This window comes from Rhizomicrobium electricum (assembly GCF_011762045.1).
Taxonomy (GTDB): Bacteria; Pseudomonadota; Alphaproteobacteria; order Micropepsales; family Micropepsaceae; genus Rhizomicrobium; species Rhizomicrobium electricum.
This window is the reverse complement of sequence record NZ_JAASQS010000009.1, coordinates 188,767-212,076: the sequence shown is the minus strand read 5'-3', so window position 1 is coordinate 212,076 and position 23,310 is coordinate 188,767. Positions and strand designations below refer to the sequence as shown.

At 61.5% G+C, this 23,310-nt stretch carries 24 protein-coding genes; 15 read left to right on the top strand and 9 right to left on the bottom strand.

Features of this window, described 5'->3' with window-relative positions; translation table 11 throughout:
* Nucleotides 1–7: 7 nt before the first annotated feature.
* Nucleotides 8–214: a DUF2842 domain-containing protein gene (locus FHS84_RS18195; protein ID WP_166936950.1), complete on the bottom strand. Its 207-nt coding sequence runs from the start codon at nucleotides 212–214 to the stop codon at nucleotides 8–10.
* An 18-nt stretch (nucleotides 215–232) separates the two neighbouring features.
* On the opposite strand from FHS84_RS18195, the gene FHS84_RS18190 reads away from it, so the two are divergent.
* The gene (locus FHS84_RS18190) at nucleotides 233–1,288 is read left to right on the top strand and encodes a COX15/CtaA family protein (protein WP_166936949.1); all 1,056 of its coding nucleotides are present in this window, start codon (nucleotides 233–235) and stop codon (nucleotides 1,286–1,288) included.
* On the opposite strand, the gene FHS84_RS18185 is transcribed toward FHS84_RS18190, so the two are convergent.
* Nucleotides 1,270–2,541 (bottom strand): O-acetylhomoserine aminocarboxypropyltransferase, encoded by a 1,272-nt coding sequence (locus tag FHS84_RS18185; protein WP_166936948.1) that lies wholly within the window; start codon nucleotides 2,539–2,541, stop codon nucleotides 1,270–1,272. The genes FHS84_RS18190 and FHS84_RS18185 overlap by 19 nt on opposite strands.
* A 179-nt stretch (nucleotides 2,542–2,720) precedes the next feature.
* Here FHS84_RS18185 and FHS84_RS18180 point away from each other — a divergent pair, with 179 nt between their 5' ends.
* Together FHS84_RS18180 and FHS84_RS18175 are read left to right on the top strand one after the other, a co-directional pair.
* On the top strand, nucleotides 2,721–3,203 hold the full coding sequence (locus tag FHS84_RS18180) for a carboxymuconolactone decarboxylase family protein (protein WP_166936947.1): 483 nt from the start codon (nucleotides 2,721–2,723) through the stop codon (nucleotides 3,201–3,203).
* Between the two features lie 4 nt (nucleotides 3,204–3,207).
* On the top strand, nucleotides 3,208–3,693 hold the full coding sequence (locus tag FHS84_RS18175; protein WP_166936946.1) for an RrF2 family transcriptional regulator: 486 nt from the start codon (nucleotides 3,208–3,210) through the stop codon (nucleotides 3,691–3,693).
* Nucleotides 3,694–3,702: 9 nt separating this feature from the next.
* Here FHS84_RS18175 and FHS84_RS18170 read toward each other — a convergent pair whose 3' ends face one another.
* A complete protein-coding gene (locus tag FHS84_RS18170) occupies nucleotides 3,703–4,233 on the bottom strand; it encodes a CoA-binding protein (RefSeq protein ID WP_166936945.1) in 531 nt (176 codons plus the stop codon).
* Between the two features lie 168 nt (nucleotides 4,234–4,401).
* Between FHS84_RS18170 and FHS84_RS18165 the strand changes: the two genes are divergently transcribed.
* Nucleotides 4,402–5,223: a hypothetical protein gene (locus FHS84_RS18165; protein ID WP_166936944.1), complete on the top strand. Its 822-nt coding sequence runs from the start codon at nucleotides 4,402–4,404 to the stop codon at nucleotides 5,221–5,223.
* A 10-nt stretch (nucleotides 5,224–5,233) separates the two neighbouring features.
* On the opposite strand, the gene FHS84_RS18160 is transcribed toward FHS84_RS18165, so the two are convergent.
* Together FHS84_RS18160 and FHS84_RS18155 are read right to left on the bottom strand one after the other, a co-directional pair.
* Entirely contained in the window at nucleotides 5,234–5,635 is a 402-nt protein-coding gene (locus tag FHS84_RS18160) for a DUF805 domain-containing protein (RefSeq protein ID WP_166936943.1), read from the bottom strand.
* A 129-nt stretch (nucleotides 5,636–5,764) separates the two neighbouring features.
* Entirely contained in the window at nucleotides 5,765–8,170 is a 2,406-nt protein-coding gene (locus FHS84_RS18155) for a TonB-dependent receptor plug domain-containing protein (RefSeq protein ID WP_166936942.1), read from the bottom strand.
* A 404-nt stretch (nucleotides 8,171–8,574) separates the two neighbouring features.
* Between FHS84_RS18155 and FHS84_RS18150 the strand changes: the two genes are divergently transcribed.
* The 4 genes from FHS84_RS18150 to FHS84_RS18135 all read left to right on the top strand — a co-directional run bounded on the left by FHS84_RS18150 (nucleotide 8,575) and on the right by FHS84_RS18135 (nucleotide 11,247).
* Complete coding sequence (locus tag FHS84_RS18150; protein WP_166936941.1) at nucleotides 8,575–9,081, top strand: PAS domain-containing protein; 507 nt, start codon at nucleotides 8,575–8,577, stop codon at nucleotides 9,079–9,081.
* 109 nt (nucleotides 9,082–9,190) lie between these two features.
* On the top strand, nucleotides 9,191–9,667 hold the full coding sequence (gene rplM / locus FHS84_RS18145) for a 50S ribosomal protein L13 (protein WP_166936940.1): 477 nt from the start codon (nucleotides 9,191–9,193) through the stop codon (nucleotides 9,665–9,667).
* Nucleotides 9,668–9,669: 2 nt separating this feature from the next.
* Nucleotides 9,670–10,161 carry a 30S ribosomal protein S9 gene (gene rpsI, locus FHS84_RS18140; protein ID WP_166936939.1) on the top strand — a complete coding sequence of 164 codons (492 nt, stop codon included), beginning with the start codon at nucleotides 9,670–9,672 and terminating at the stop codon, nucleotides 10,159–10,161.
* 249 nt (nucleotides 10,162–10,410) lie between these two features.
* Nucleotides 10,411–11,247 (top strand): hypothetical protein, encoded by an 837-nt coding sequence (locus FHS84_RS18135; RefSeq protein ID WP_166936938.1) that lies wholly within the window; start codon nucleotides 10,411–10,413, stop codon nucleotides 11,245–11,247.
* On the opposite strand, the gene FHS84_RS18130 is transcribed toward FHS84_RS18135, so the two are convergent.
* Nucleotides 11,180–12,031, bottom strand: coding sequence for a helix-turn-helix domain-containing protein (locus FHS84_RS18130; RefSeq protein ID WP_166936937.1), 852 nt, complete (start codon nucleotides 12,029–12,031; stop codon nucleotides 11,180–11,182). The genes FHS84_RS18135 and FHS84_RS18130 overlap by 68 nt on opposite strands.
* Before the next feature lie 255 nt (nucleotides 12,032–12,286).
* Between FHS84_RS18130 and FHS84_RS18125 the strand changes: the two genes are divergently transcribed.
* Complete coding sequence (locus tag FHS84_RS18125; protein ID WP_166936936.1) at nucleotides 12,287–13,699, top strand: alpha/beta hydrolase family protein; 1,413 nt, start codon at nucleotides 12,287–12,289, stop codon at nucleotides 13,697–13,699.
* Between the two features lie 53 nt (nucleotides 13,700–13,752).
* On the opposite strand, the gene FHS84_RS18120 is transcribed toward FHS84_RS18125, so the two are convergent.
* Complete coding sequence (locus FHS84_RS18120) at nucleotides 13,753–14,772, bottom strand: helix-turn-helix transcriptional regulator (protein ID WP_166936935.1); 1,020 nt, start codon at nucleotides 14,770–14,772, stop codon at nucleotides 13,753–13,755.
* A 503-nt stretch (nucleotides 14,773–15,275) separates the two neighbouring features.
* Here FHS84_RS18120 and FHS84_RS18115 point away from each other — a divergent pair.
* From FHS84_RS18115 to cyoD, 6 genes are all read left to right on the top strand, one after another.
* Nucleotides 15,276–16,985: a methyl-accepting chemotaxis protein gene (locus FHS84_RS18115; protein WP_166936934.1), complete on the top strand. Its 1,710-nt coding sequence runs from the start codon at nucleotides 15,276–15,278 to the stop codon at nucleotides 16,983–16,985.
* Between the two features lies 1 nt (nucleotide 16,986).
* A complete protein-coding gene (locus FHS84_RS18110) occupies nucleotides 16,987–17,472 on the top strand; it encodes a chemotaxis protein CheW (RefSeq protein WP_166936933.1) in 486 nt (161 codons plus the stop codon).
* A gap of 305 nt (nucleotides 17,473–17,777) precedes the next feature.
* Nucleotides 17,778–18,740: a ubiquinol oxidase subunit II gene (gene cyoA, locus FHS84_RS18105; protein ID WP_208393951.1), complete on the top strand. Its 963-nt coding sequence runs from the start codon at nucleotides 17,778–17,780 to the stop codon at nucleotides 18,738–18,740.
* A 19-nt stretch (nucleotides 18,741–18,759) separates the two neighbouring features.
* Nucleotides 18,760–20,742 carry a cytochrome o ubiquinol oxidase subunit I gene (gene cyoB, locus FHS84_RS18100; RefSeq protein ID WP_166937053.1) on the top strand — a complete coding sequence of 661 codons (1,983 nt, stop codon included), beginning with the start codon at nucleotides 18,760–18,762 and terminating at the stop codon, nucleotides 20,740–20,742.
* On the top strand, nucleotides 20,739–21,341 hold the full coding sequence (cyoC, locus tag FHS84_RS18095; protein WP_166936932.1) for a cytochrome o ubiquinol oxidase subunit III: 603 nt from the start codon (nucleotides 20,739–20,741) through the stop codon (nucleotides 21,339–21,341). The genes cyoB and cyoC overlap by 4 nt, the downstream gene beginning before the upstream one ends.
* Entirely contained in the window at nucleotides 21,341–21,718 is a 378-nt protein-coding gene (gene cyoD, locus FHS84_RS18090) for a cytochrome o ubiquinol oxidase subunit IV (protein WP_166936931.1), read from the top strand. Before cyoC ends, cyoD begins: the two co-directional genes overlap by 1 nt.
* 1 nt (nucleotide 21,719) lies before the next feature.
* On the opposite strand, the gene FHS84_RS18085 is transcribed toward cyoD, so the two are convergent.
* Entirely contained in the window at nucleotides 21,720–22,109 is a 390-nt protein-coding gene (locus FHS84_RS18085) for a helix-turn-helix domain-containing protein (protein ID WP_166936930.1), read from the bottom strand.
* A 133-nt stretch (nucleotides 22,110–22,242) separates the two neighbouring features.
* Nucleotides 22,243–23,298, bottom strand: a complete 1,056-nt coding sequence (locus FHS84_RS18080) for a LysR family transcriptional regulator (RefSeq protein WP_166936929.1) — start codon at nucleotides 23,296–23,298, stop codon at nucleotides 22,243–22,245.
* Nucleotides 23,299–23,310: the final 12 nt, after the last annotated feature.

Genomic DNA, 23,310 nt, shown 5'->3' with positions numbered 1-23,310 from the left:
CTGCCTGCTACCGCTTCTCGCGGTACATCCAAGGCAGCAGCAGCCCGACCGGCACGATCCATAGCGTGCCGGCCAGGGCGTAATAGAGGAGGCGCACCAACGGTCCGGCGTGGGGCAGGACGCGGACGCCGACACCCATGGCGAGACCGCAATAGATCACCAGCCAGATAAGGGTGAGGAGCGTTCCGATCAGCTTCTTGACGTGCGGGCTCATGGCTGCACAATCATCGCTATGAGCACGGCCGCGTCAACGAGCATTCCGCATATCCCCAGTCAACGTGCCGTTGGGCTATGGCTTCTGGCCGTTGCCGGCTTGATCGTCGCCATGCTGGCGGTGGGCGGCTTGACCCGGCTGACGGGATCGGGGCTTTCCATTACGGAATGGGACCCCATCGTCGGTGCCATTCCTCCGCTCAGTCATGCCGACTGGCAGGCGGCCTTTTCGAAGTACCAGCAGATTCCCCAATACCGGCTCGAAAACGCCGGCATGACGCTGGAAGCCTTCAAGGGCATTTTCTGGTGGGAGTGGGCGCACCGCTTCCTCGGCCGCGCCATCGGCTTCGCCTTCCTGCTCCCGTTCCTGTGGTTCGCCGCCACCGGCGCCATCGGTCGGAAAGACTGGGGCCGGATGCTGATCCTGTTCCTGCTCGGCGGCCTGCAAGGCTTCGTCGGCTGGTGGATGGTGCAAAGCGGGTTGGAGGTGCGGGTCTCCGTCTCGCAGTACCGCCTCGCGATCCATCTCGGCGTTGCCGTGTTGCTGCTGGGCGCCATCCTCTGGGTGGGTCTCGAATACCTGCGCGGCAGACCCGAAGGCCACGTCAACAAAACGACGAAGATCGCCGGCTGGTTCACGGTACTGGTGTTCGTGCAGATGCTGCTCGGTGCCTTGGTGGCAGGCCTGCATGCCGGGCTCGTCTACAACACTTGGCCGCTGATGGACGGCGCCGTCGTCCCCGAAGGGGCGTTCAGCGATGGCTGGCTCAGTTTCTCCGAGAACCCCGGCCTCGCGCAATTCGATCACCGCGTGGTCGCTTATGCCGTGGCCCTGTTCGCATGGTTCTTCTGGTCGTGGCTGCGAACCCACAGCAAGCCAACCCTCATGGTCCGCCGTGCCGCCAACACCGTCCTGGCGGTGACGCTGGCCCAGGTCGTTCTTGGCGTCGTGACCCTGCTATACCAAGTGCCGGTCGCGCTGGCGGCGTTGCATCAGGTCGTCGCGGCGCTGTTGTTCAGCGCCGCGTTGTGGTTGACCTTCGAACTGCGCCGGGCTCAGTCCTTCATCGCCTGATCGAGATCGGCGATGATGTCGTCGATGCTCTCGATGCCGATCGACAGGCGTACCACGTCGTCGCCGGCCCCCGCCTTGGCGCGGTCTTCGCTCGAAAGCTGGCGATGCGTGGTCGACGCCGGATGGATGATCAGGCTGCGCGTGTCGCCGATATTGGCGAGATGCGAGAACAGCCGCACATTATTGACGAGACCGAGCCCCGCGTCGTAGCCGCCTTTGAGCCCGAACGTGAACACGCTGCCGGCGCCCTTGGGGCAGTACTTCTTGTGCAGCGGATAGGAAGGGTTGTCCTCCAGTCCCGCGTAGCTGACCCACGCCACCTTGTCGCTCGCCTTCAGCCACTTGGCGACGGCCAGGGCGTTGTCGCAATGGCGCTGCATGCGCAACGACAGTGTTTCGATGCCTTGCAGGATGTTGAACGCATTGGTCGGCGACAGGCACGGTCCGAGGTCGCGCAGTCCCAGCACGCGGCAGGTGATGGCGAACGCCATGTCGCCGAACGTCTCCCACATCCGCATGCCGTGATAGGACGGACAGGGCTCGGAGATGGTCGGGAATTTGCCGGAGCCGTAATCGAACTTGCCGCTGTCGACGATCACGCCGGCCATCGAGTTGCCGTGGCCGCCGAGGAATTTCGTCGCCGAATGCAGCACGATGTCGGCGCCCCATTCGATCGGGCGGATGAGATAGGGCGAGGCGAGCGTATTGTCGACGATCAGCGGCAGGCCCGCATCATGGGCGATCTTGGCGATGGCTTCGATATCGGAGATCACGCCGCCGGGATTGGCGAGGCTTTCGATATAGACCGCCTGGGTATTCTCGTCGATCAGTTCCTTGAACGTCTCGGGCTTGGTGCTGTCGGCCCATTTCACGTGCCAGTCGAATTTCTGGAAGGTCTGGCCGAACTGGGTAATGGTGCCGCCGTAGAGCTGGCGTGCCGCTACGACGTTCTTGCCCGGTGCCATCAGGGTGAAGAGGGCGGTCATCTGCGCCGCATGGCCGGAGGCCACCGATAGGCCCGCACGGCCGCCTTCGAGCGCCGCCACGCGCTCTTCCAGCACCGCGTTGGTCGGGTTGTTGATGCGCGAATAGATGTTGCCGAAGACCTGGAGGTTGAACAGCGCCGCGGCGTGATCGGAATCTTCGAACACGTAAGCCGTGGTCTGGTAGATCGGCGTCGCCCGCGCACCGGTGGCCGGATCGGGCTGTGCGCCCGCGTGAACACTGAGAGTATCGAAGCCGTATTCTGCCATGTGCCGCTCCTGGTGATGTGGGGAGGCAATCCCCAAAGCGAAATTGTCGTGAGACTCGGACGGTTCTAGCGCCCCCGACGGTGTCTTTCCACGATTTTCCTGCCGGGCCGGACGGCTTGACGGCTGATTACGGATAAAATATATCTGTAATAGGCAATCCCGCTGATTGGAGCTTTGTCATGAGCCAACGCCTCGATTATGCCGCGCATTCGAAGTCTCTGGTCGACAAGCTGGTCGCGCTGTCGGCGGCGACCAAAAAGGAAGGTTCGATCGAGCGCGGCCTGTTGCATCTGGTCGATATCCGCGCCTCGCAAATCAACGGTTGCGCCTTCTGCCTCGACATGCACAGCAAGGAGGCCAAGATCGACGGCGAACGCGAGCTCAGGCTTTATCATGTCGCGGTGTGGCGGGAATCGCCGTTGTTCAGCGCCCGCGAGCGCGCCGTTCTGGAGTGGACCGAAGCGGTCACCAAACTGGGGGAGCATGGCGTCGCCGACGAGATCTATGCCCGCGTTCGCGAGCAACTGTCGGAAAAGGAAATCGCCGATTTGACCTTCGCGATTGTCACCATCAACGCCTGGAACCGGCTCGCGATCGCGTTCCGGGCGGTACCGGGATCGGCCGACGCCGCTTACGGTCTCGGCCGGGCCGGTTTACAGTGACGGAATGAATCTCAAGAATCAGGTCGAGTGGGCGTTGCACTGTTGCGCCGTGATGATGGCGCTGCCGGAGGGCGTGTATCTGCCGGCCAAGGTTCTTGCGGAATTTCACGGCGTGCCGAAGGAGTATTTGTCGAAGGCGCTGCAGGCCTTATCGCAGCACGGCATCGTGATCGGCACGCTGGGGCCAAGTGGCGGCTATCGGCTGGCGCGGGCGCCGGACCAGATTTCATTCCTGGATATCGTTGAAGCGGTTGAAGGCAAGCGGTCGACCTTCCGTTGCGAGGAAATCCGCGGCAACAATCCCTGCGTGCCGCGTCGCCATCGGGCTGGCAAGCCGTGCACGGTGGCGCGGATCATGTGGAAGGCGGACGAAGCCTGGCGGGAAAGCCTGCGCGGCGTATCGTTGACCGATCTTGCCGCTCAACTCGCCGAGGACGTGCCGGACGATGTTCTTGCCAAAAGCCGGGCGTGGCTGCTCGAGCGAGCTTGAATTCTCAGATCAGGCGCGTCTCTTGTCATCGATCATCAGCGAACCGCCTTTGCCGAACAATTTTGGCTTGCGGTTGTCGATCAGCTTGCGATTGATGCCCATCCAGCCGATCTCGCCGCAGAAGCGGCCGTATTCGATCTTGGGGCAGCGATCCATGATGACCGTAAGCCCTGCATCTTCGGCCATCTTCGCCGCTTCTTCGTTGATGACCGTGAGCTGCATCCAGATCACCTTGATGCCGAGCCGCTCGCGTTCTGCCAGCGCCTCTTTCACGATGGCCGGCGCGTATTCCGGCCCGCGGAAGATGTCGACGATCTCGATCGGCGCTGGAACGTCCTTGAGCGAAGCATAGACGTCCTGGTTCAGGATCTTCTTCCCCGCCAATCCGGGGTTCACCGGCCGCACGCGATAGCCTTTGTCGAGGAGATACTTCATCGCGAAGTAGCTCGGCCGCATTTCGTTGCCGCTGGCGCCCACCATGGCGATGTAGCGGTTGTTGCGCAGGATCGACTTAATGAGGTCGTCGGGATAGGTCGGCATCGGTTTCACGGTCCGGCGTTGGAAAATTGCGCAAATCGCGTGCACCTATTTAGGCCATTTGCGGGAAAATCCCAAGAGGCTGCGACGGCATTCCTGGACGACTTCGGAGCGATGGCTTGGTAGGGTCGTGAGGAGGGGGGAGGCACTATCAAAGGTGCCGGCAGGGCGATGACGTCTGATAGCGAGAAAAGCGAATATCGCAAGGAGCGTCGGCAAGGTTGCCTGATGCTGATTGTGATGGTCGTTGTGGTCATCGCCTTACTCGCCGCGGGCCAGGAGGCGATCGCGATGCCGGCTGCCGGGATGGCCGGGAGCCTAGTCATGGTCGCACAAATACGCTGGAAATATCGCGACACGGTTTGGTTTTGGGTTGTCATCGGAGCGGTTGCTGTTGCTGATATCTTCGTGCTGGCGTCGGTGACATGGCCGCCCCATCTCGGTCGTGGTCGAGGAAGGCTAGAAGATCTGATTGTATTTCTCGCCAATCTCGCAGTAGTCGAAATTCTGTTCCGCATTGTGCGACGGGTGATCGAGGGTGTTCAGAAACCGGATCCGATCGTCTGCCGCCATTGCGGCAAGGAGATCGACAAGAACACAATCCGCTGTCGGGAATGCGGGGAATGGAAACCTGGCCCCTTACCGGTATGGCCGCTGTTCGTCGTGTTGGGACCGGGCTTGGCGATACTGATTGGGTTGGCGATCACAACGGACTGGTACAGACCGGAAGAAACACCGACGACATCAGATTACTCGAAATTCCAGCCGGGCGAGGAAATCCGCGATCCGCTCAACCGCAGCGTTGCCCGCACGCTGTTCCGGGAAAAGCATGTCTCTTGTGCCAGGATTGCATCGATGCGTGCAGTGAATGGGAAAGCCTGGGATGTTCGCTGCGGGCAGGCGCACGGCCACGGGGTGTTGCGCTACACTGTATATCCCAAGACCGGAGCGGTAGTGCCGTGCTCCCCAGACGCCGAGGCGGCCTGCGAATAATAGCAGCCTATTACGCCCGCGGGTCGGGTCCGTAGCGATTGGGACCGGCGGTTCCGGGCTTGGCGAAGCACACCACCTGCGCTCCGACGATGAGAACATCGAGCACCGGCACCGGTGCCGCCGCCGAAACCAGCCACCAGCCGGATAACCCGATGTCGTGCAGCCGCCGGACCGCCACTGCCGCAAGCGGCGCAAACAACACCAGCGGGATCAGCAACACCGGCGCTCGGGCGAGCATCGCGAGCGCAGTGGTGGTGTTCATCGGGCCGGGTGGAATTTCGAACGCCATCACGCTCGCAACGGCGACGGCGATCCAGAACGCCAGAAATGACCAGAACTCGCGCCGCCGCGCCCGGCCGCGGAAATCCGCGGTTTTCTTGAAACAGATGAAAACGTCGGCGGCGAAACCCATTGCGGCATCGGCAAAGATCCGCCGTCAGCCTTACGAATCTCTCGCATGCACGGAACGGCGCCAAATGCCGCTGTGGGGAGTACGTAGGACATACGGAGAAAAGGGGCGGCCGAAACCGCCCCTTCGCTATTACCACTTCACGTTCAGGCGGCCATACACATAGCGGCCGTTGAAGCCGAACGGCGAGTAGTACGGGAAGCCGAGCACGCCGTTGGAATTCAGCGCCAGCGGTACCGCGTTGGGATAGGTGTCGAGCAGATTGTCGGCGCCAACTGCCACGCCGACATTGTCGGTCACCTGATAGCGGGTTTCGAGATCGATCAGCAGTTTGTTGCCGGTCCAATAATCGCCCGAGGCGGTCGAGGCCGGCTGCAGCACGTCGCCGTAATAAGTCGCCCGCAACGTGGCGCCGAACTTGTCGAGGTTCCAGTCGGTCGATGCCGTGACCTTGTATTCCGGCGTGCCGTTGGTCAGCGTCAGGATGCGCTGGCGTGCGAACAGCGTCGGCACCGGATTGAGCACCGACGAATTGGTCGGAACTTTCGTCACCGCGACATCATTGTAGTTGGCCGCCAGCGTGAAATCGAAGGTACCGAAGGCATCGGCGGGCAGGCGGTAGTGGCCGACGGCATCGATGCCGCGGGTCCGGCTGGCGACGCCGTTGAGGAAGAACCGCGCCGCCTGCACGTTCAGCGGATCGAGCAGCGAGGCCACTTGTGTCGAGAAGCTGCGGTTGATGAGTTCCGACAGCACGATCTGGTCGTCGATATCGATGCGGTAAGCGTCGACGGTGAGATCGAAGCCGCCGAACCGCACCACGGCGCCGACCGAGTAGTTCTTCGACTTCTCCGGCTTGAGTGCTTTGCCGCCGAGCGCCGTTGCGATCGGGCTGGTAGCGGGGAAGGTGCCGGTTTCGACGACAGTGGAGGTTCCGCCGGTCGTCTGGATCACCGACGAGGTCGACGTGAAATAGGACTGTTGCAGCGACGGCGCACGGAAGCCGGTCTGGAACGATCCGCGCAGTGCGAAGTTCGGACTGAAATCGTAACGGGCCGACACCTTGCCGGTCACCTTGTCGCCGAAGTCGGAGTAATGTTCAACGCGCAACGCGCCGCCGACCGTGAGTTCGGTCGTCACCGGCGCTTCGAGATCGACGTAAGCGGCGAAGTTGTTGCGATCCCGATCGACGGCATTCGAAGGCTGGAAGCCGACGAAGCCTTGTGCGCCGCCCGCCTTGGTGGTGTCCGACCCAAGCGGTCCGCGATCCCAGCTTTCGTGCTGGCCGGCTTCGATCTTGTAGTTCTCGAAGCGCTCTTCCAGGCCCCAGGCGACGTTGAGCGGACCGGCGAGGCCGATCTCGAATTCGCGGCTGAACGCAGCGTCGAGCACGATCTGATCGTAGATCAGGCTGCCGTCGTTGAAATTGGTCGGAGACGAAGCGCCATAGGTGGCGTTCAGGCTGTTGACCGTCGAGAAATCGAGCGCGTTCCGGCCATAGGTGACGCTGAAATTGGTTTTCCAGCCAAGCAGCGTTCCTTTCACGCCGCCTGCCGCGCTGACGTCCTGCGAACTGACGCCGATCTTGGGCAGGAATCCGTCGGGATAGATCGCCGTGACGTTGTTGACGTTGTCGGAGAGGCGCGGGAACGCGGCGCTCTTGCTCTGGCGGTCCTGATACTGCACCCAGCCGTAGGCCTGCCAATCGGCGTCGATATCGTAACCGGCGTTGGCGACAAACGACCATTGCGGATCGATCTGCGGATCGCCGATGCGTGCGGTAATCCGTCCGCCCGCAGCGGCGCGCGGATCGTAATCTGACCGGCCGGTCGCTTCGCGATGCAGGTATTCGCCGGTCAGCGTGAGAAACCCGTTGCCGCCGAGCGAAAATCCTTGCCACGCCGAAACCGTGATGGTGGCGCCGTCCTGTTCGTCGCGTTCGCCGCGCGCGGTCTTCACCGACGTGACATACTCGCCGCCGGTGATGCTGGCGCCGCCGCCGGACGAGGCTTCCTTGAGGCGCAGGTTCACGACGCCCGCGATGGCATCGGAGCCGTATTGCGCCGAGGCGCCGTCGCGCAGCACTTCCACGGTCTCAAGCGCCGCCGAAGGAATGGTGTTGAGGTCCACCGCTGCCGCGCCGCGGCCGACCGAACCGTTGAGGTTCACCAGCGCCGAAGCGTGCTGACGAAGGCCGTTCACCAGCACGAGTGTCTGATCGGGCGAGAGGCCGCGCAGCGTAGCGGGGCGGATGGCGTCGGTTCCGTCTACCAGCGCCGAGCGCGGGAAATTGAGGGACGGCACGGTCTCGGCTAGCGCGGCGGCGAATTCGGTCGAGCCGCGGTTCTGGATTTCGGCCGTCGACACGACATCGACCGGCGCCAGCGTCTCGAGCTTGGAGCGTCCTTCGGTGCGGGTACCGGTCACCACCACCGTTTCGCTGGCAGCGGCATCGAGCGCGGGAGCGGCGGACGCAGTCCCGACGAGGGCGAGCGCGGTGGAAAGCAGGAGCAGGGAGCGGGCGGAAGATTGGGTCATTTGGCGGTCCTTGACATTCGGCAATGGAAATCCGTTCCCCGGCACGCGCCGAGGTTGGCGGCAAACTTGTTTGGGAAAGGGGGGAGGCTAGTCCGGGCTACAACACGCGCCGCGCGTCTTGGCGCCAACGGCGATTGTCTTGTGATCCATGTCGTCCATCATGCCTCCGGTGTTCCGGCGCGGAACATTGTACATGCGAATAACACATGCTAGGCGAGTATCCGTCAATGCAAGTGTGCAATGTAATAAATAACAAAAATTTACTGGTGATATGGACGGGACACCCACCGGTTCGGCGGCCAAGGAAACCGCCGCGCGACAAAACTCCGTAGAAGCGTGAAGGGTTAGCAATCCTTAAGCCTCGCCGCCTAACCTCCGCCATAATTCGGGCGGGGCTACCTGCATTGGGCATTTTCAGCGGATCGATGACTTCCGATAAGCCACTCTTCTTCCCGGTCGATGCGGCGGAGAGCAGTGTCATCGGCCAAGGCATTGCCTACTGGCAAAGCCTCAGAGGCGCGCGCCGTTTCCCCACGCGCAGTCAGGTCACGCTGCGAGGTTTACGCGGGCTGGCCAAGCACTCCACCTTGATCCGCGTGATCGACGGCGGTCGCGACTACGAATTCCGCTTCGTCGGTGATGTGCCGGTATCTGCAGTCGGCTGGAACTTCCAAGGGCGGCGCACCAGCGAACCGGAGGTCGCCGCCGTCATGCAGGCAAACTACCGCCAGCGGTTCTATGACGAGGTGGTAGGGACAGGCGAGCCGCGGCTGTTCAAGTGCCGGATGGTCGAACACTGCCGACTCCGGCTGCCGATGCACAGCGAGACCGCCTATTTCCCGCTCGGCGATGACGACGAAGTGGTCGATCATCTCTTGGGATTTACCGTCTTCGCGACCGACGGTGGATAAGCGGTAATATATTACCGCACAACAAAAATCCCCTAACTTCGGCCACTTCCGCTTGACGGAACGGAGGCGAGCCCGTATACGGCGCGCCTCTCTAAGGATTATTCATCCCATGACCACCTACTCGGCAAAGGCCTCCGAGATCGAGAAGAAGTGGATCGTGATCGACGGTACGGGTCTCGTCGTCGGTCGCCTTGCCGCTCTCGTCGCGTTGCGCCTGCGTGGCAAGCACAAAGCCACCTACACGCCGCATATGGATTGCGGCGACAACGTCATCATCATCAACGCAGCCAAAGTCGTCCTGACGGGCCAGAAGGCCAAGAAGAAGGTGTATTACCACCACACCGGCTACATCGGCGGCATCAAGGAGCGTTGGGCGGAGGACATCCTGCGCGGTGCCCATCCGGAGCGCATCATCGAGAAGGCGGTCGAACGCATGCTGCCGCGGGGCCCGCTGGGTCGTCGTCAGCTTGGCAATCTGCGCTGCTATGCCGGCGCCGAGCATCCGCATGCCGCCCAGCAGCCCGAGGCGCTGGACGTCGGCAAGCTCAATCCCAAGAACACCAAGCATCACGTGAAGGCGGCCTGACCATGGCGGAAGATGTGAAGAGCTTCAGCGATCTGAAATCGACGCTGATTAAGGCGAAGCCCGCCACCTCCGCGGATGCGGCTCCTGCCGCCGGCAAGCGCGACGCCAAGGGCCGCGCCTATGCCACCGGCCGCCGTAAGAACGCCGTTGCGCGCGTCTGGGTGAAGCCGGGCAAGGGCACCATCACCATCAACAGCAAGGACGAGAAGGTCTACTTCGCCCGTCCGGTGCTGCGCATGATCGTGCGTCAGCCGCTGATCGCCGCCAACCGCGACGGCCAGTTCGACGTGATCGTGACGGTCACGGGCGGCGGATTGTCGGGACAGGCCGGTGCGGTCCGTCACGGCCTCAGCCGTGCGCTCGTTGCCTATGAGCCGGCGCTGCGCGGCGTGCTCAAGCCGGGCGGCTTCCTTACCCGCGACCCGCGCGCCGTCGAGCGCAAGAAGTACGGCAAGCCGAAGGCCCGCCGCAGCTTCCAGTTCTCGAAGCGCTAAGCGAACGCCGAATATCGATACGGAAACAGCGGGAGGAGACTCCCGCTGTTTTTGTTTTCGCCATTCGCCAGATGCCCGTCACGAGCGAAGCTTTTTCATAATTCGCGCACGATTCCCCAAGTCTTTGCATGTACGCGCTGCCAGTATGGAGTGCGTTGCTACAGCGAACTTGGAATTCAAGCTCATGCCACTCGCATCGACGATGCCGGGCCGTGTAAGGCACCGGTCGAGACGAAGAAGCAACCTTCGATGATGACCAAAGAGGTGCTCAGGCAGTTGCTTCGGCCGGGTGGAGGCGTTGCATTTCTGGGAGGCGCGGCGATCCTGTACGGGATCACCTGTTTCCTGCTAGGCGACTTCGCAGCCTACTGGCAACCGGTGCCGCAGAGCATACCCTCGCGGCAGTTGCTCGCCTATTTGTCGGCGGGGTTGCTTGTCCTGGGTGGCGCAGGCTTGCTGATCCCGCGCACTATTCGAGCCGCGGCAATGATCCTGCTGCTCCTCTTCGCGCTCTATGACGTCTGCTATCTGCTGAAATTGATCGGACCGCCCGCCAGCCCGGTAGCCTTACTGGGCCTGGCCGAGCAGACATCCGTAGTGGTTGGCAGTTGGGCGGTCTTGCTCCGGATGCGCGCGGGCGGTTCGGCAGGAGTGACGACGGCGCGCATCGTGTTCGGCATCTGCTCGATTGTCTTCGCTCTTGCGCACTTCACGGGGCTCCAGGCGACCGCGAAGATGGTGCCGGCGTGGATGCCGGGCGGGCAGGTCTTTTGGGCTATCGCGACGGGGGTAGGACATCTCGCGGTCGGCCTGTCCTTGATCGCGAACCGGATTGCGGTGCTGGCAACGCGGCTCGGTGGGCTGATGTACATCTGCTTCGCGCTGTTCTCGTGGCTGCCTGGAGCGGTCACGCATCCGACGGAGTGGCTGCTCTGGGCGGGTGTTGCGATCAGCCTTTGCATGGCAGCGGCCTTGTGGCTCGTCGGCGATCTCCTGGCCGCGCGCAATGCCCGCAATCCTAACTTCGATAGCGGTTTCTCAATTGGCGCGGAGAGCAGGCGAAGGCGGCACGAAAGTATGTATTGAAATGCGAAATGTCGTTGAACCCAACGTCGAAGGCGATATCCGATACAGGCACTTTTGTTTCCGCGATGCGTACCGCCGCGGCGCGTAGACGCGTGGCGATCACATATTGATTAGCGCTCTGCCCGGTCACGGCTTTGAAGAGACGCATGAAGTGATAACGGCTGAAGCCCGTTATCGCCGCGAGAGCGTCAACGGAGCAGCTCTCGAAAAAGCCACTGTCGATATGGCGTACCGCCGAAAGTATGCGTTTTCTATCGCGATCCGATATGCGCGGGCTTGATTTGGATTCTCTCCCGAAGAGTAGGGCGGTCTCGGCCAGACTGCTTGCGATATATTCTACATCTCCCGATCCAACGATAAGGGCAAGCATATCTCGGAAAATGCCATACGCCGGTTTTCCTGGCGGCAGTGCCGCAACGGAAAAGCGGGGGTGATCGATCCCGCACGCATCGGCAATTTTTTCCAGGAAGTCGTTATCATACCAAATGGCGAGTCTGCGTATTCCGGGCGCGCCAAGATACCGGCCTGTAAAATGCTCGTCTTGGTTTCCGAAGAAAATTGTTCCCGGCACACCGGTCACGTGTCCGGTTTGGCTGCGGTATTCGCACCATCCGGAAAGCATAATGCCAATGCCCGTCTTGCCATACATTTTGTCCCAAGGGCGATCGCGCCCATCGGCGATGGACTGTTCCACGCGCGCAAGATAGGTGCGTACCCCTGAGGTTTCCCCAATTCTCTCGGCATGAGGATCGACCAAATGCGCGGGCTCGGACAATATCGACATGCCCAACTCTCACCATTCAAGGCAGTTCGCTGATACTGACGCAAATATATACTGCAATTCTAGAATTTCAGTTGGTATTGCTGACGGATGCGGCCGCACTCCAAACGAGTGAGATTTAGCGCACGATTCCCAAAGTTGACGCCTGCTGTTGGCAGGTTTCGTGACGTCAGCTCTCCGCTCGCGCGGCCACTTGAATCCGTCCAATACAGGTCGGAGGATTTGCGCCATACTAAAGGTTTGGTTCACTGGGCTCAGATGTCAAAAATCACTGCTTGTGCCGCTGCTGCCGTTGATAGGGCGACCTATGCCGCCTGCAACGGCGCGGCATTCTCCGCTCGCAAAAGATCGCTCCTGATCCGGGCCCTGGTGGCGTGCCTGGTCGCGTCGATCCCTTCGCCGGCGCGCGCCGGGAGCACTGTCGACTGCCACATCGGCAGCTATCAACTGAGCGATGGCCGGGTGATCGATATCGATGATGCCACCAATGGGCTTCTACGCTGGCGCACCTTCACGGGCGAAACCGGCCGGCTCACGCGCCGGTCAGACGGATCATGGGCAAGCTCCTACGGTTGGACCGGGCGCCCGGACGGCAAAATCGTCTCCTTTTCGGATTGTGCCAAAGGCGAGATCCATTTCGGAAAAATAATGGGGCGCCGCATTGCCTTTGACGTGACCGATACGACGTTCGAAAGCAACGGCACCAAGCTGGTAGGGCGTCTGGTCATGACCAAAGGAAGCAACAAGGTTCCTGTCGTTGTCCTTGTCCACGGTGCGGAACATGATTCAGCACGTGACACCTATGAGCTGCAACGGATGTTCCCTGCGACAGGAATTGGTGCCTTCGTCTACGACAAGCGAGGAACAGGTGCCTCCGGCGGCGCCTACACACAAGACTTCAATATTCTGGCCGAAGATGTGGTAACCGCGATGCATCAAGCGCGGCGGCTTGCCGGCGGGCGGGTGGGCCGGATCGGTTATCAGGGCGGCAGCGAAGCCGGATGGGTTCTGCCGCTCGCCGTCAACCGCGAGCACGTCGACTATGCGATCATCAGCTTTGGTCTCGCGGTAACGATCCTTGAGGAAGATCAGGAGAGCGTCGCGCTGGACATGCACTTTCATCACCGCTCGGCGGAAGACACCAGGAAGGCGCTCGAGCTGGCGCGCGCCGGCGAACATGTGATCGAGACATATGGACGGGAGGGTTACGAAGCCTTCGACGCCCTTCGACGAAAATACAGCCCCGAGCCCTGGTACAAAGACGTGCACGGAGATTTCCTGTTTTTCATCCTGCAACTCAACAAGCAGCAGATCGTTGAAGCGGCGGCCAAGTTCTTGCCCGGCACGCCATTCCGTTATGAGCCTATGCCCGCTCTGCGCGCCTCCACCACTCCGCAGCTTTGGGTATTGGGCACCGACGATCTCGAAGCGCCGAGTGCCGAAACGGCGCGCCGGATCAAATCCCTGATTGCCGACGGCAAGCGCTTTACTCTGGCCGTCTATCCCGGCGCCGAACATGGGATGACGGATTACGAACTGGATGCGAAGGGGATGCGCGTTTCCACCCGCTACGCGTCGGGCTATTTTGCCATGATGCGGGACTTCATTCGCGACGGCCGGATCGGCGGCCATTACGGCAACGCGGAAATTACGCGACCCGAAGCCCATTGAGGTGCCGCAAATCCGGCAAGTCCGCCCCGCGGCACCGCGGGCCGTTGTTTTTGTCAGATCAGGCTCGGCACCGAGAGGAACATGCTCAGTAGTTCCGCCTGATTGCGCGTTCCCGTCTTGGTCAGCATGCTGCGGAGCTGCTTCTTGACCGTCGAAAGCGACTTTTCCAGAACGATCGCCGCGTCGGCCAGACTTTTGCCGGCCAGCAACAAGGCGGCGATCTGCTGTTCGGCCTTGGTGAAGCCGAACACGTCGGTCAGCCGTGCGGCGATGGCATCGATGTGACGGCGCATATCCTTGATGGCGACGAGTACGGAACCCGGCCGGATTGGTCGCGACAGCGCGGATGCGGGCATGGCGTCGATGTCGAGCGGCGAAAACGCCAGTCCGTAAGGCAGCCACATCGAGGCCTGCTCGACGAGCATCACGCCCGGCCGTCCCCGTGCGGCCTCGCGGATGAGCATCTCGATCCGCGTGCTTTCGAAGACGCGCGCGGCGCGCAGCCGGCCGTTGACGTTCGAAAGTCCTTGCTGCGCGGCGAGGATGTCTTGCGCCGAAGGATTGGACCACAGGATCTCGCAATCGGCAGAGACGATGATGAGCCCTTGGGACATGGTCCGGACGAGGTGGCTGCTCGCGGCGCTTCCGAGCACGCCTTCGGGAAGCAGGCTTTTGACGAACTCGGCGTTTTGCAGATGGACTTGCAGCAGCGATAGCCACGCCAGATCGCGATCCGTGAACGGCGCGCGACGGGGATGGCGTACCACGATCAGCCTCAGCTTGTCGTAGCCGCGATCGACGATATCGAGCGACAGCACATGCGGGGCAGGGCGTCCGTCTCGATCCTGTACGGTTTCGTTCTTGTCGTCCGATTCTTCGCCGGTCGTGCCGCTGTACGGCGCAAGCAACGCCGACGGACCGGTGCGCTGACAGGTGAACACGATCTCGTCCGCATCGACGAGCGCACAAACGGCCTGCTCCACGGCGGCGCGCTGAGCGTCTCCGACGATCGTTTCATATATGAGTGCAACGGCCGCACTGAAGTGCGCGATCCGATCTGTCTCCGCTTTCATCGAGTACCGGAGTTCAATCGGATGCGTTATTTGCGCTGACCATAACGTCCCCCGCTTGCGTTGCCGAGCACCGCACCGATAGCTCTGCGAATCATCGTCGTGGCTCTCGAACCGCCACGACTTGCACGCCTTCCTTATCGGACATGTCTTCTCAATATTTTATAGACTGTGAACCTTTTTCGATGATCCGAATGGACCATACCGTGGTTGTCGCGGTTAGCATGGGTTCAACGCAACGGCGTGATGTTGGTATCTGGCAAGAAGTTGCGTCTTCGATCGGCAACCTCAAGGCGGCATCGGGTGTCGCCGTCTTGATCTGCGGTTGATGTTTGTCGTCCGGGTGCGCCGTTTTCTTGCGATCGGTGTGTTCGGGGGATTGGTGTGATGAATGAGCACGGACATCGGTTTCTGAACTTCTCGTCTCGGCGCACGCGTCGGAGCGAAAGCCCGTTCACCGGCCAACCCAACGGTCACAGTCAGCGCTTTACGCGCGGGAGGAGAAGTTGCGCTTCACGATTAAACTGAAACTTGGTCTAGCTTTCGGCCTGATAGTTCTCATGCTTGTCGTGGCCGCTGGATTTGGTGTTGGCGGTTTGGCGACCATGAACGAGACGCTGAGGGCGATGGTCGCGGGCCCGGTGGAGCGGATGAAGACCGCGCAGGCCGTCAAGACGGACCTGCTCGACGTCGCCAGAACCGAAAAGAACCTGATGCTGACCGACGATGCCAGCAAGCGCCGCTCTTACGCGGACGCCTTGACGCGTCTCCGGGGAGAAATGGATCAGGACCTGGAGCACGGCTACAGCGTTTCGTCGGAAATCGGCAAGCCGAAGTACGAGCGGATGCGCCAGCAATGGGAAGACATGAAGGCTCAGGACGCCCAGCTGACGGAATTTGCGCTTGCCGGCCGCATGGATGAGGCCAAAAAGGTCGCATTCGGCGAGCTCTATCGCATCAATCTCGCGATGCAGAAGACGTCCGACGACATCGTCGCCTTGGCCGTCGATCAGGTCAAAAAGGCCGATGCGGAAGCCGATCAGACCTATCTGTCGACGCGCAATATTCTCATCGCCGTCGCGTGCATCGGCGTGGTCGTGGCGATCGCTTTCGCGGTTTGGGTCATGGTGTCCGTCAGCACCGGCTTGAAGAAGATCGCGCGTGCGACGGAAGCGGTGGCAGCCGGCGACCTCACCCAGACGGCGACCGTGCAGACGAACGATGAAGTGCGGGATGTCGTGAACACGGTTAATACGATGGTCGAGCGCCTGCGCGGCGTCGTGGGAGATGCGATTTCCGCGTCCACCAATGTCTCGTCGGGCAGCCAGGAACTTTCGGCGACGGCCGAGCAGATGAGCCAGGGCGCCTCCGAACAGGCCTCGGCGGCCGAGGAAGTGTCGGCGTCGATGGAGCAGATGGCGTCCAACATCAAACAGAATGCCGACAATGCTGCGCAGACGGAAAAGATGTCCCGGCAGTCGGCCAAGGACGCCGAAGACTCGGGCGAGGCGGTCAACAAGGCGGTCAACGCCATGCAGACCATTGCCGAGAAGATCACCATCGTGCAGGAGATCGCCCGCCAGACCGACCTGTTGGCCTTGAACGCGGCAGTCGAAGCGGCACGTGCCGGCGAGCACGGCAAGGGCTTCGCGGTGGTGGCATCGGAAGTGCGCAAGCTGGCCGAACGCAGCCAGACGGCGGCGACCGAAATCAGTTCGCTCTCGGGTGAAACGGTCCGCGCCGCCCAGACCGCCGGCGAGATGCTGGTTCGTTTGGTCCCCGATATCCGCAAGACCGCCGAACTGGTGGCGGAGATTTCCGCCGCCTGCCGCGAGCAGGATATCGGCGCAGCCCAGGTCAACGAAGCCATTCAGCAACTCGACAAGGTGACCCAGCAGAATGCCGCCGCCTCGGAGGAGATGTCGGCCACCAGCGAGGAGCTCGCCTCGCAATCCGAAGAGCTGCAGACGTCGATCGCCTATTTCCGCACCGACAATGCGTCGGCCGGAAGAATGCAGGTGAAGTCGACCCCCAGGCATATGGGTTCACCGGCCATTCCCGTGAGCGTGCGATCCATGTCCAAGCCTCCGGCGAAGGGAGCAACCATGCGGCCGGCCAGGAATACGGTTGCCGAGCAGCAGGCGCGTATCCAGGGGTTTGCCCTCGATATGTCCTCGAACCAGGCCTCCGACGGCGATTTCAAGGAGTATGCGTGACATGACCGGCGCGGCAGACGAAGCCCAGTTCGTGACGCTTTGCCTGGAGTCGGAAGTTTTCGCGGTGCCCGTCGATTTTGTTCGCGAGATCATCGATTACCGCACCTTCTTTCGCATTCCCGAAGGACCGGACTATCTGCTCGGGCTGATCGATGTGCGTGGGCGGGGAACGCCGGTGATCGATCTGCGTCTCAAATTGGGACTGCCCAAAGTTGCGCCCACGCCCGCGACGCGGATCATGGTAATGGACGTGCCGCTGGCGGATCGCATTCTGTCGCTGGGATTGGTTGCGGACCGGGTGCAGGAAGTCACGAGCTTCAGTGGATCTCAAATCGAAGGAGCGCCGGATGTCGGCGTGGCTTGGCGGTCCGATTACATCGCCGGAGTGGTTCGCCGCGACCAGGGATTTGTCATCCTGCTCGATCTTCCGACGCTGCTGACGGTAGACGAGGCGGTTCTGGAGTCTTCCGCCAAGGCTGCGGCCTGACGCGCTTGAGGTAAATTTGGAAAGCGAAGACGGCTCGCAGTGATGCGAGCCGTTTTCATTTGGGTAACGTTGCGAGCGCATCGTGGCTCCCAAACGTGATTTGCGACATTTTGGCCGATTGCCTGTAACGCCTCGCTGTCTTTCTTTAGAACAATGTCAAAGTGCAGTACCGAGTAGTTGCAGAGTATCCTTCCTGAAGCGCCGCGCGCGCGAAATTCCCCAACGGCACCAGCACCTTGACATAACGATCCGGCGTTTGCGGCTGGCCAGGATCTTGTTCATTCGCCGCGAGCAGGGATTCGAGCGTGTCACCCAAATCCAAGTGGACATCGTGGATCAAAGTCGGAGCGCGCGCCGCAACTCTGGCGGTCGCCGCCGTTCTCCTCAGCGGCTGTGATGCCGTTCTGCTCGACCCGAAGGGGCCGATCGGCGAGGCCGAACGCGACATCATTTATCTGGCGACCGGTTTGATGCTTCTGGTCGTGGTGCCGGTCATCGGTATGACCGTCGCCTTCGCTTGGAAGTATCGCGCCTCCAACACCAAGGCGACCTACGCCCCCAACTGGAACCATTCGACCGTCATCGAAGCCGTGGTGTGGTCGATACCGGTCGTCATTATTCTCATCCTCGGGACCGTCACCTGGATTTCGTCCCACACGCTCGATCCGCGCCGCCCGATCGCCTCCGCTCAGAAGCCGCTGGAAGTGCAGGTGGTATCGCTCGATTGGAAGTGGCTGTTCATCTATCCCGAATACGGCGTCGCTTCGGTCAACGAACTGGCGCTGCCGGTCGGCCGCCCGGTGCATTTCTCGCTGACGAGTTCGGGCGTGATGAACGCGTTCTTCGTGCCGCAGCTCGGAACCCAGGTCTACACCATGCCGGGCATGCAGTCGCAACTGAACCTGCGCGCCGATCACGCCGGCAGCTATCTCGGCATCTCGGCCAATTACTCCGGTCGCGGCTTTGCCGACATGAATTTCAAGGCCCTGGCGATGGAACCTGCCGCGCTCAAGGACTGGATCGCGCGCGCCAAAGCCGCGACGCCGCTCGACACTGCGGCTTATCGCACTCTGGCGGCTCCGGGCACGCACTCCGTCGCGCTTTACGGTACGGTGGAGCAGGGCCTCTACGACCGCATCCTCAATCAATGTGCCCTCGGCGGTATCTGCACCAACGAGGCGGTGAGCATGGCCCGTATCAAGGGACCGGTCCCCAAAGGCCCGTTGTGCGATCCGAAAACCGGCAAACCGATTTCGATAAAGAGCTGATGCTATGAACGAGAGCTTTCTGTTCGGCAAGCTGACCCTCGACGCCATTCCGTTCCACGAACCCATCATCATGGGGGCAGTCGGCGGCATGGTGCTGGCGGGTCTCGCCGTGGTCGGTGCCTTGACCTATTTCAAGGCCTGGAAGCTGTTGTGGGACGAGTGGCTGACCAGCGTCGATCACAAGAAGATCGGCATCATGTACATCATCCTGGCGCTCGTCATGCTGCTGCGCGGCTTCGCCGATGCGCTGATGATGCGCAGCCAGCAGGCCATCGCCTCGGCCGGAGCGGCCGGATACCTGCCGCCGGAGCATTTCGACCAGGTCTTCACCGCCCACGGCGTCATCATGATCTTCTTCATGGCGATGCCGTTCGTGATCGGGCTGATGAACATCGTCATGCCGCTGCAGATCGGTGCGCGCGACGTGGCGTTCCCCTACCTCAACTCGCTCAGCTTCTGGCTCACCGCGGCGGGCGCCATGCTGGTCAACATCTCGCTGGCGATCGGCGAGTTCGCCCACGCCGGATGGCTTGCCTATCCGCCGCTGTCGGAGCTGCCGTTCTCGCCCGGTGTCGGTGTCGACTATTACATATGGGCGCTGCAGATATCGGGCATCGGCACGCTGCTCACCGGGGTGAACTTCATCACCACGATCCTGAAGATGCGCGCGCCCGGCATGAAGCTGATGCACATGCCGATCTTCACCTGGACCACGCTGTGCGCCAACATGCTGATCGTCGCCGCGTTCCCGATCCTGACGGTAACGCTCGCCATGCTCGGCCTCGACCGCTATTTCGGCATGCACTTCTTCACGCATGACGGCGGCGGCAACCCGATGATGTACGTCAACCTGATCTGGGCGTGGGGCCACCCCGAGGTCTATATCCTCGTCATTCCATGCTTCGGCATCTATTCCGAGGTCGTGGCGACGTTCTCGGGCAAGTCGCTGTTCGGCTACAAGTCGATGGTTTACGCCACGATGTGCATCACCGTGCTGTCGTTCATCGTCTGGCTGCACCACTTCTTCACCATGGGCTCTGGCGCCAAGGTCAATGCCTTCTTCGGCATCACCACGATGATCATCTCGATCCCGACCGGCGTGAAGATATTCAACTGGCTGTTCACGATGTATCGCGGCCGGGTACGCCTGGAAGTGCCGGTGTTGTGGACCATCGGTTTCATCATCACCTTCGCGATCGGCGGCATGACCGGCGTCTTGATGGCGGTGCCGCCGGCCGACTTCGTGCTGCACAATTCGCTGTTCCTGATCGCCCACTTCCACAACGCGATCATCGGCGGCGTGGTGTTCGGCGTCATGGCCGGCTTCTCCTACTGGTTCCCCAAGGCGACCGGCTTCAAGCTCGATCCGTTCCTCGGCAAGGTGTCGTTCTGGAGCTGGTTCATCGGTTTCTACATCGCCTTCATGCCGATCTACGCGCTCGGCCTGATGGGCATGACCCGGCGTCTCGCGCACGTCGACAATCCGGTGTGGCATGCCTATCTGATCGTCGCCGCCGTGGGCGCGGTCATCATCGGTGTCGGCATTGCCGCGACGGTGCTGCAGGTGGTGCTGTCGATCGTCCGCCGCGACAAGCTGAAAGACACTACCGGCGATCCGTGGAACGGGCGCACGCTCGAATGGGCGACCTCGTCGCCGCCCGCTTTCTATAATTTCGCCAACGTTCCGGTGGTGAAGGGCATCGACGCCTTCTGGACCATGAAGCAGGAGGGCAAGGCGCCCAAGCTCGAACCGTCGTATGCCAAGATCCACATGCCGAAGAATACCGGTACCGGCTTCATCATCGGCATTCTGTCGATCGGGCTCGGCTTTGCGCTGACCTGGCATATCTGGTGGATGGCGGCCGGCGCCTTCCTGGCGATGGTGGGAATGACCATCTGGCACAGCTTCGACGAACATCGCGACTGGTTTGTGCCGTCCGAAACCGTGGCGCGGACCGAAGCGCTTCACTTTGGCGTCAAGGCTCCGGAGGTGGTGCAATGACCGCGATCGTCAAGGACCGGGAGTTCGCCCACGCCGATCATTCGGATGCCGGCAAGACGCCGCTCGGCTTCTGGATCTACCTGATGAGCGACTGCGTGCTGTTCGCGTCGATCTTCGCCGGCTTCGTCGTACTGCGCGACAATCTCAACGGCGGACCGGCGGGGCGCGAACTTTTCGACCTGTCGTTCGTCGCGGTCGAAACCGGACTGTTGCTGGTGTCGAGCCTGACCTACGGCATGGCCATGATCGCGGCGAATGCGGGAAACTTGCGCACCGTATTCGTCTGGCTGGCGCTGACCTTCCTGTGCGGCTTCGGCTTCGTGTCGATGGAAGTGCACGAGTTCGGCAAACTGATCGCCGAAGGCGCCGGCCCCGATCGCTCCGGTTTCCTCTCCGGGTTCTTCACCCTGGTGGGCACCCACGGGCTGCATGTGACATCGGGCCTTGTCTGGATGGGCGTGATGTTCGTTCAGCTCGCGCTTCGGGGCCTCACGGCGGTCAACCGGACGCGGCTGTTGCTGCTCAGCCTGTTCTGGCACTTCCTCGATATCGTCTGGATCGGTGTGTTCAGCATCGTCTATCTGATGGGAGCGGCGTGATGACAAAGCCGGTCGATAAGCACGAATTCGAAGACGGCCACGCGTTCGAGGATACGGGTTCCGGCCACGTCACCGTGAAATCCTACCTCGTCGGATTCGTCCTGTCGGTGATCCTGACGGCGGTGCCGTTCTGGCTGGTGATGACCCATGCTGCGCCCGCGGGCGTGCTGATCCCGGCGATCATCGCCGTAGGCGTGGTGCAGATCGGCGTCCATCTGAAGTGCTTCCTGCACATGGACAGGAGCGCCAGTCAGATCTGGAATAACGCCGCCTTCGTGTTCGCGGCGATCATCGTCGGCATCCTGATCGTCGGCTCGCTGTGGATCATGTATCACCTCAACATGAACATGATGCCTGGCATGATGCCGGTGGAGTAAGTTACTGTTCGCCCATCTGCTGGATCAGGTTGACGACGATGCGCCGCTGCTGCGCGCTTTTGATGCGCTGGAAGCCTTCGCACAGGCTCCAGCCTTCGGGGGTGAGCGAGAAGGCGGTAATTTTATCCTGTTTCTTGCATTGCTCCGATCCGTCGGCGGTCCCAACGGTCTTCGGAAACAGGTCCTGAATGGCCACGCCGTAGAGCGACGCGAACTGGAACAGCCGTCCGGCGCCGATGCGGTTGAGACCCGCTTCGTATTTCTGGATCTGCTGGAACGTCACGCCGAGTTGCTTGGCGATCTCCGCTTGGGATAGGCCGAGTTGCTTACGACATGTGCGCAGGCGCGCGGCAACGTAGGCATCGATCGAATTGGCTGCTTTTGGAGACATCGCGATGTACGCCCGCGGATGATGGCTGCGGCAGCATACAAAGCGCGTGACGCCGGAAATGACAACGCCGCGGAAATTAGGTTTGTTAGTACCCTAAACCGGAGGTTGACGGTTTTCGGTTAATTTTCGGACATTACCGTTTGGGCTTCTTTCGTTCCGTCGGGGTGCGTGGCGCGGGCTCGCCGGCCGCGATGTCGAGCGGATTGCCGAGAGACGGGCCGCGGTACTTCTTTCTGAGTTCCGACGGCGGAATGTACTCGTCCCGGAACCACGGATAGAGCCGCGGCGAGAACGCTTCGACCAGCCAGTCGGCCAGCGCGCGCACGCGCGGAATCTGACCGGCGCTCTCGTGATAGGTCATCCAGATATCGGTCTGATACCGGATCGGCATGTCGAACGGCACGAGCGGCGTGTCGTAGGCATAGATGTACGTCGGCAGCATCCCAACCCCGGCGCCGCGCGCCACCGCCCAGTAGTGGACGCTCGATACGTTCGAACGCTGCGCGATGAATTTTTCGGGGGGAAGACCGGGAAAGTATTTATCGTAAACGCGACGCGCATTCTCGTCGCTATCGGTCTGTATCACCAGCCGGTGTTTACCGAAATCGGCCATGCTTTTCGGAAGGCCGTGGCGGTCGATATAGGACTGCGCCGCGAAGAAATGGAAATGCATGCGCCCGAGCTTGACCACCTTGAGATCCTTGGCGGTCGGACGGGTGAGTTGCACGGCGAGGTCGGTCTCCAGCCTCAGCACGTCGGAGGACTGCATCGTCGCGTGCACGTCGACCATCAGTTCGGGGTAGCGCCGCTGAAAGTCGACCAGCCGGTTGCCGACCCAAACCGCACCCAGACCCTCGGTTATCGACAGGCGGACTTCGCCGCTCATGGTTTTCTGGGCCGGTTCGCAGGCGCGTACGAGCTCGAAGGAGGTTTTCTCCATTTCGGCGACCAGTTCCAGGATGCGTTCGCCTTCTGCCGTAACGCGAACGCCGTCAACATGGCGGGTCACCAGCTTGACCTTGAGGGACTTTTCGAAGTCGTCGATCCGGGCGCGCAAAGTGTTAACGGAAATGCCGAGGTGGTCGGCGGTGGCGCGGAAGCTGCTGCGACGGACCAGTTCCAGGAACAGGTGGGCGCCTTCCCAGTCGGTCAGACCGCGGATCGGGCGCCGGAGCACGTGTTCACTCATGCGAACACCCCG

Bases quoted from the DNA above. Each gene is read 5' to 3' on its own strand.
- FHS84_RS18195 (WP_166936950.1), bottom strand. From the start codon at position 214: ATGAGCCCGCACGTCAAGAAGCTGATCGGAACGCTCCTCACCCTTATC.
- FHS84_RS18190 (WP_166936949.1), top strand. From the start codon at position 233: ATGAGCACGGCCGCGTCAACGAGCATTCCGCATATCCCCAGTCAACGT.
- FHS84_RS18185 (WP_166936948.1), bottom strand. From the start codon at position 2,541: ATGGCAGAATACGGCTTCGATACTCTCAGTGTTCACGCGGGCGCACAG.
- FHS84_RS18180 (WP_166936947.1), top strand. From the start codon at position 2,721: ATGAGCCAACGCCTCGATTATGCCGCGCATTCGAAGTCTCTGGTCGAC.
- FHS84_RS18175 (WP_166936946.1), top strand. From the start codon at position 3,208: ATGAATCTCAAGAATCAGGTCGAGTGGGCGTTGCACTGTTGCGCCGTG.
- FHS84_RS18170 (WP_166936945.1), bottom strand. From the start codon at position 4,233: ATGCCGACCTATCCCGACGACCTCATTAAGTCGATCCTGCGCAACAAC.
- FHS84_RS18165 (WP_166936944.1), top strand. From the start codon at position 4,402: ATGACGTCTGATAGCGAGAAAAGCGAATATCGCAAGGAGCGTCGGCAA.
- FHS84_RS18160 (WP_166936943.1), bottom strand. From the start codon at position 5,635: ATGGGTTTCGCCGCCGACGTTTTCATCTGTTTCAAGAAAACCGCGGAT.
- FHS84_RS18155 (WP_166936942.1), bottom strand. From the start codon at position 8,170: ATGACCCAATCTTCCGCCCGCTCCCTGCTCCTGCTTTCCACCGCGCTC.
- rplM (WP_166936940.1), top strand. From the start codon at position 9,191: ATGACCACCTACTCGGCAAAGGCCTCCGAGATCGAGAAGAAGTGGATC.
- rpsI (WP_166936939.1), top strand. From the start codon at position 9,670: ATGGCGGAAGATGTGAAGAGCTTCAGCGATCTGAAATCGACGCTGATT.
- FHS84_RS18135 (WP_166936938.1), top strand. From the start codon at position 10,411: ATGATGACCAAAGAGGTGCTCAGGCAGTTGCTTCGGCCGGGTGGAGGC.
- FHS84_RS18130 (WP_166936937.1), bottom strand. From the start codon at position 12,031: ATGTCGATATTGTCCGAGCCCGCGCATTTGGTCGATCCTCATGCCGAG.
- FHS84_RS18125 (WP_166936936.1), top strand. From the start codon at position 12,287: ATGTCAAAAATCACTGCTTGTGCCGCTGCTGCCGTTGATAGGGCGACC.
- FHS84_RS18120 (WP_166936935.1), bottom strand. From the start codon at position 14,772: ATGAAAGCGGAGACAGATCGGATCGCGCACTTCAGTGCGGCCGTTGCA.
- FHS84_RS18110 (WP_166936933.1), top strand. From the start codon at position 16,987: ATGACCGGCGCGGCAGACGAAGCCCAGTTCGTGACGCTTTGCCTGGAG.
- cyoC (WP_166936932.1), top strand. From the start codon at position 20,739: ATGACCGCGATCGTCAAGGACCGGGAGTTCGCCCACGCCGATCATTCG.
- cyoD (WP_166936931.1), top strand. From the start codon at position 21,341: ATGACAAAGCCGGTCGATAAGCACGAATTCGAAGACGGCCACGCGTTC.
- FHS84_RS18085 (WP_166936930.1), bottom strand. From the start codon at position 22,109: ATGTCTCCAAAAGCAGCCAATTCGATCGATGCCTACGTTGCCGCGCGC.
- FHS84_RS18080 (WP_166936929.1), bottom strand. From the start codon at position 23,298: ATGAGTGAACACGTGCTCCGGCGCCCGATCCGCGGTCTGACCGACTGG.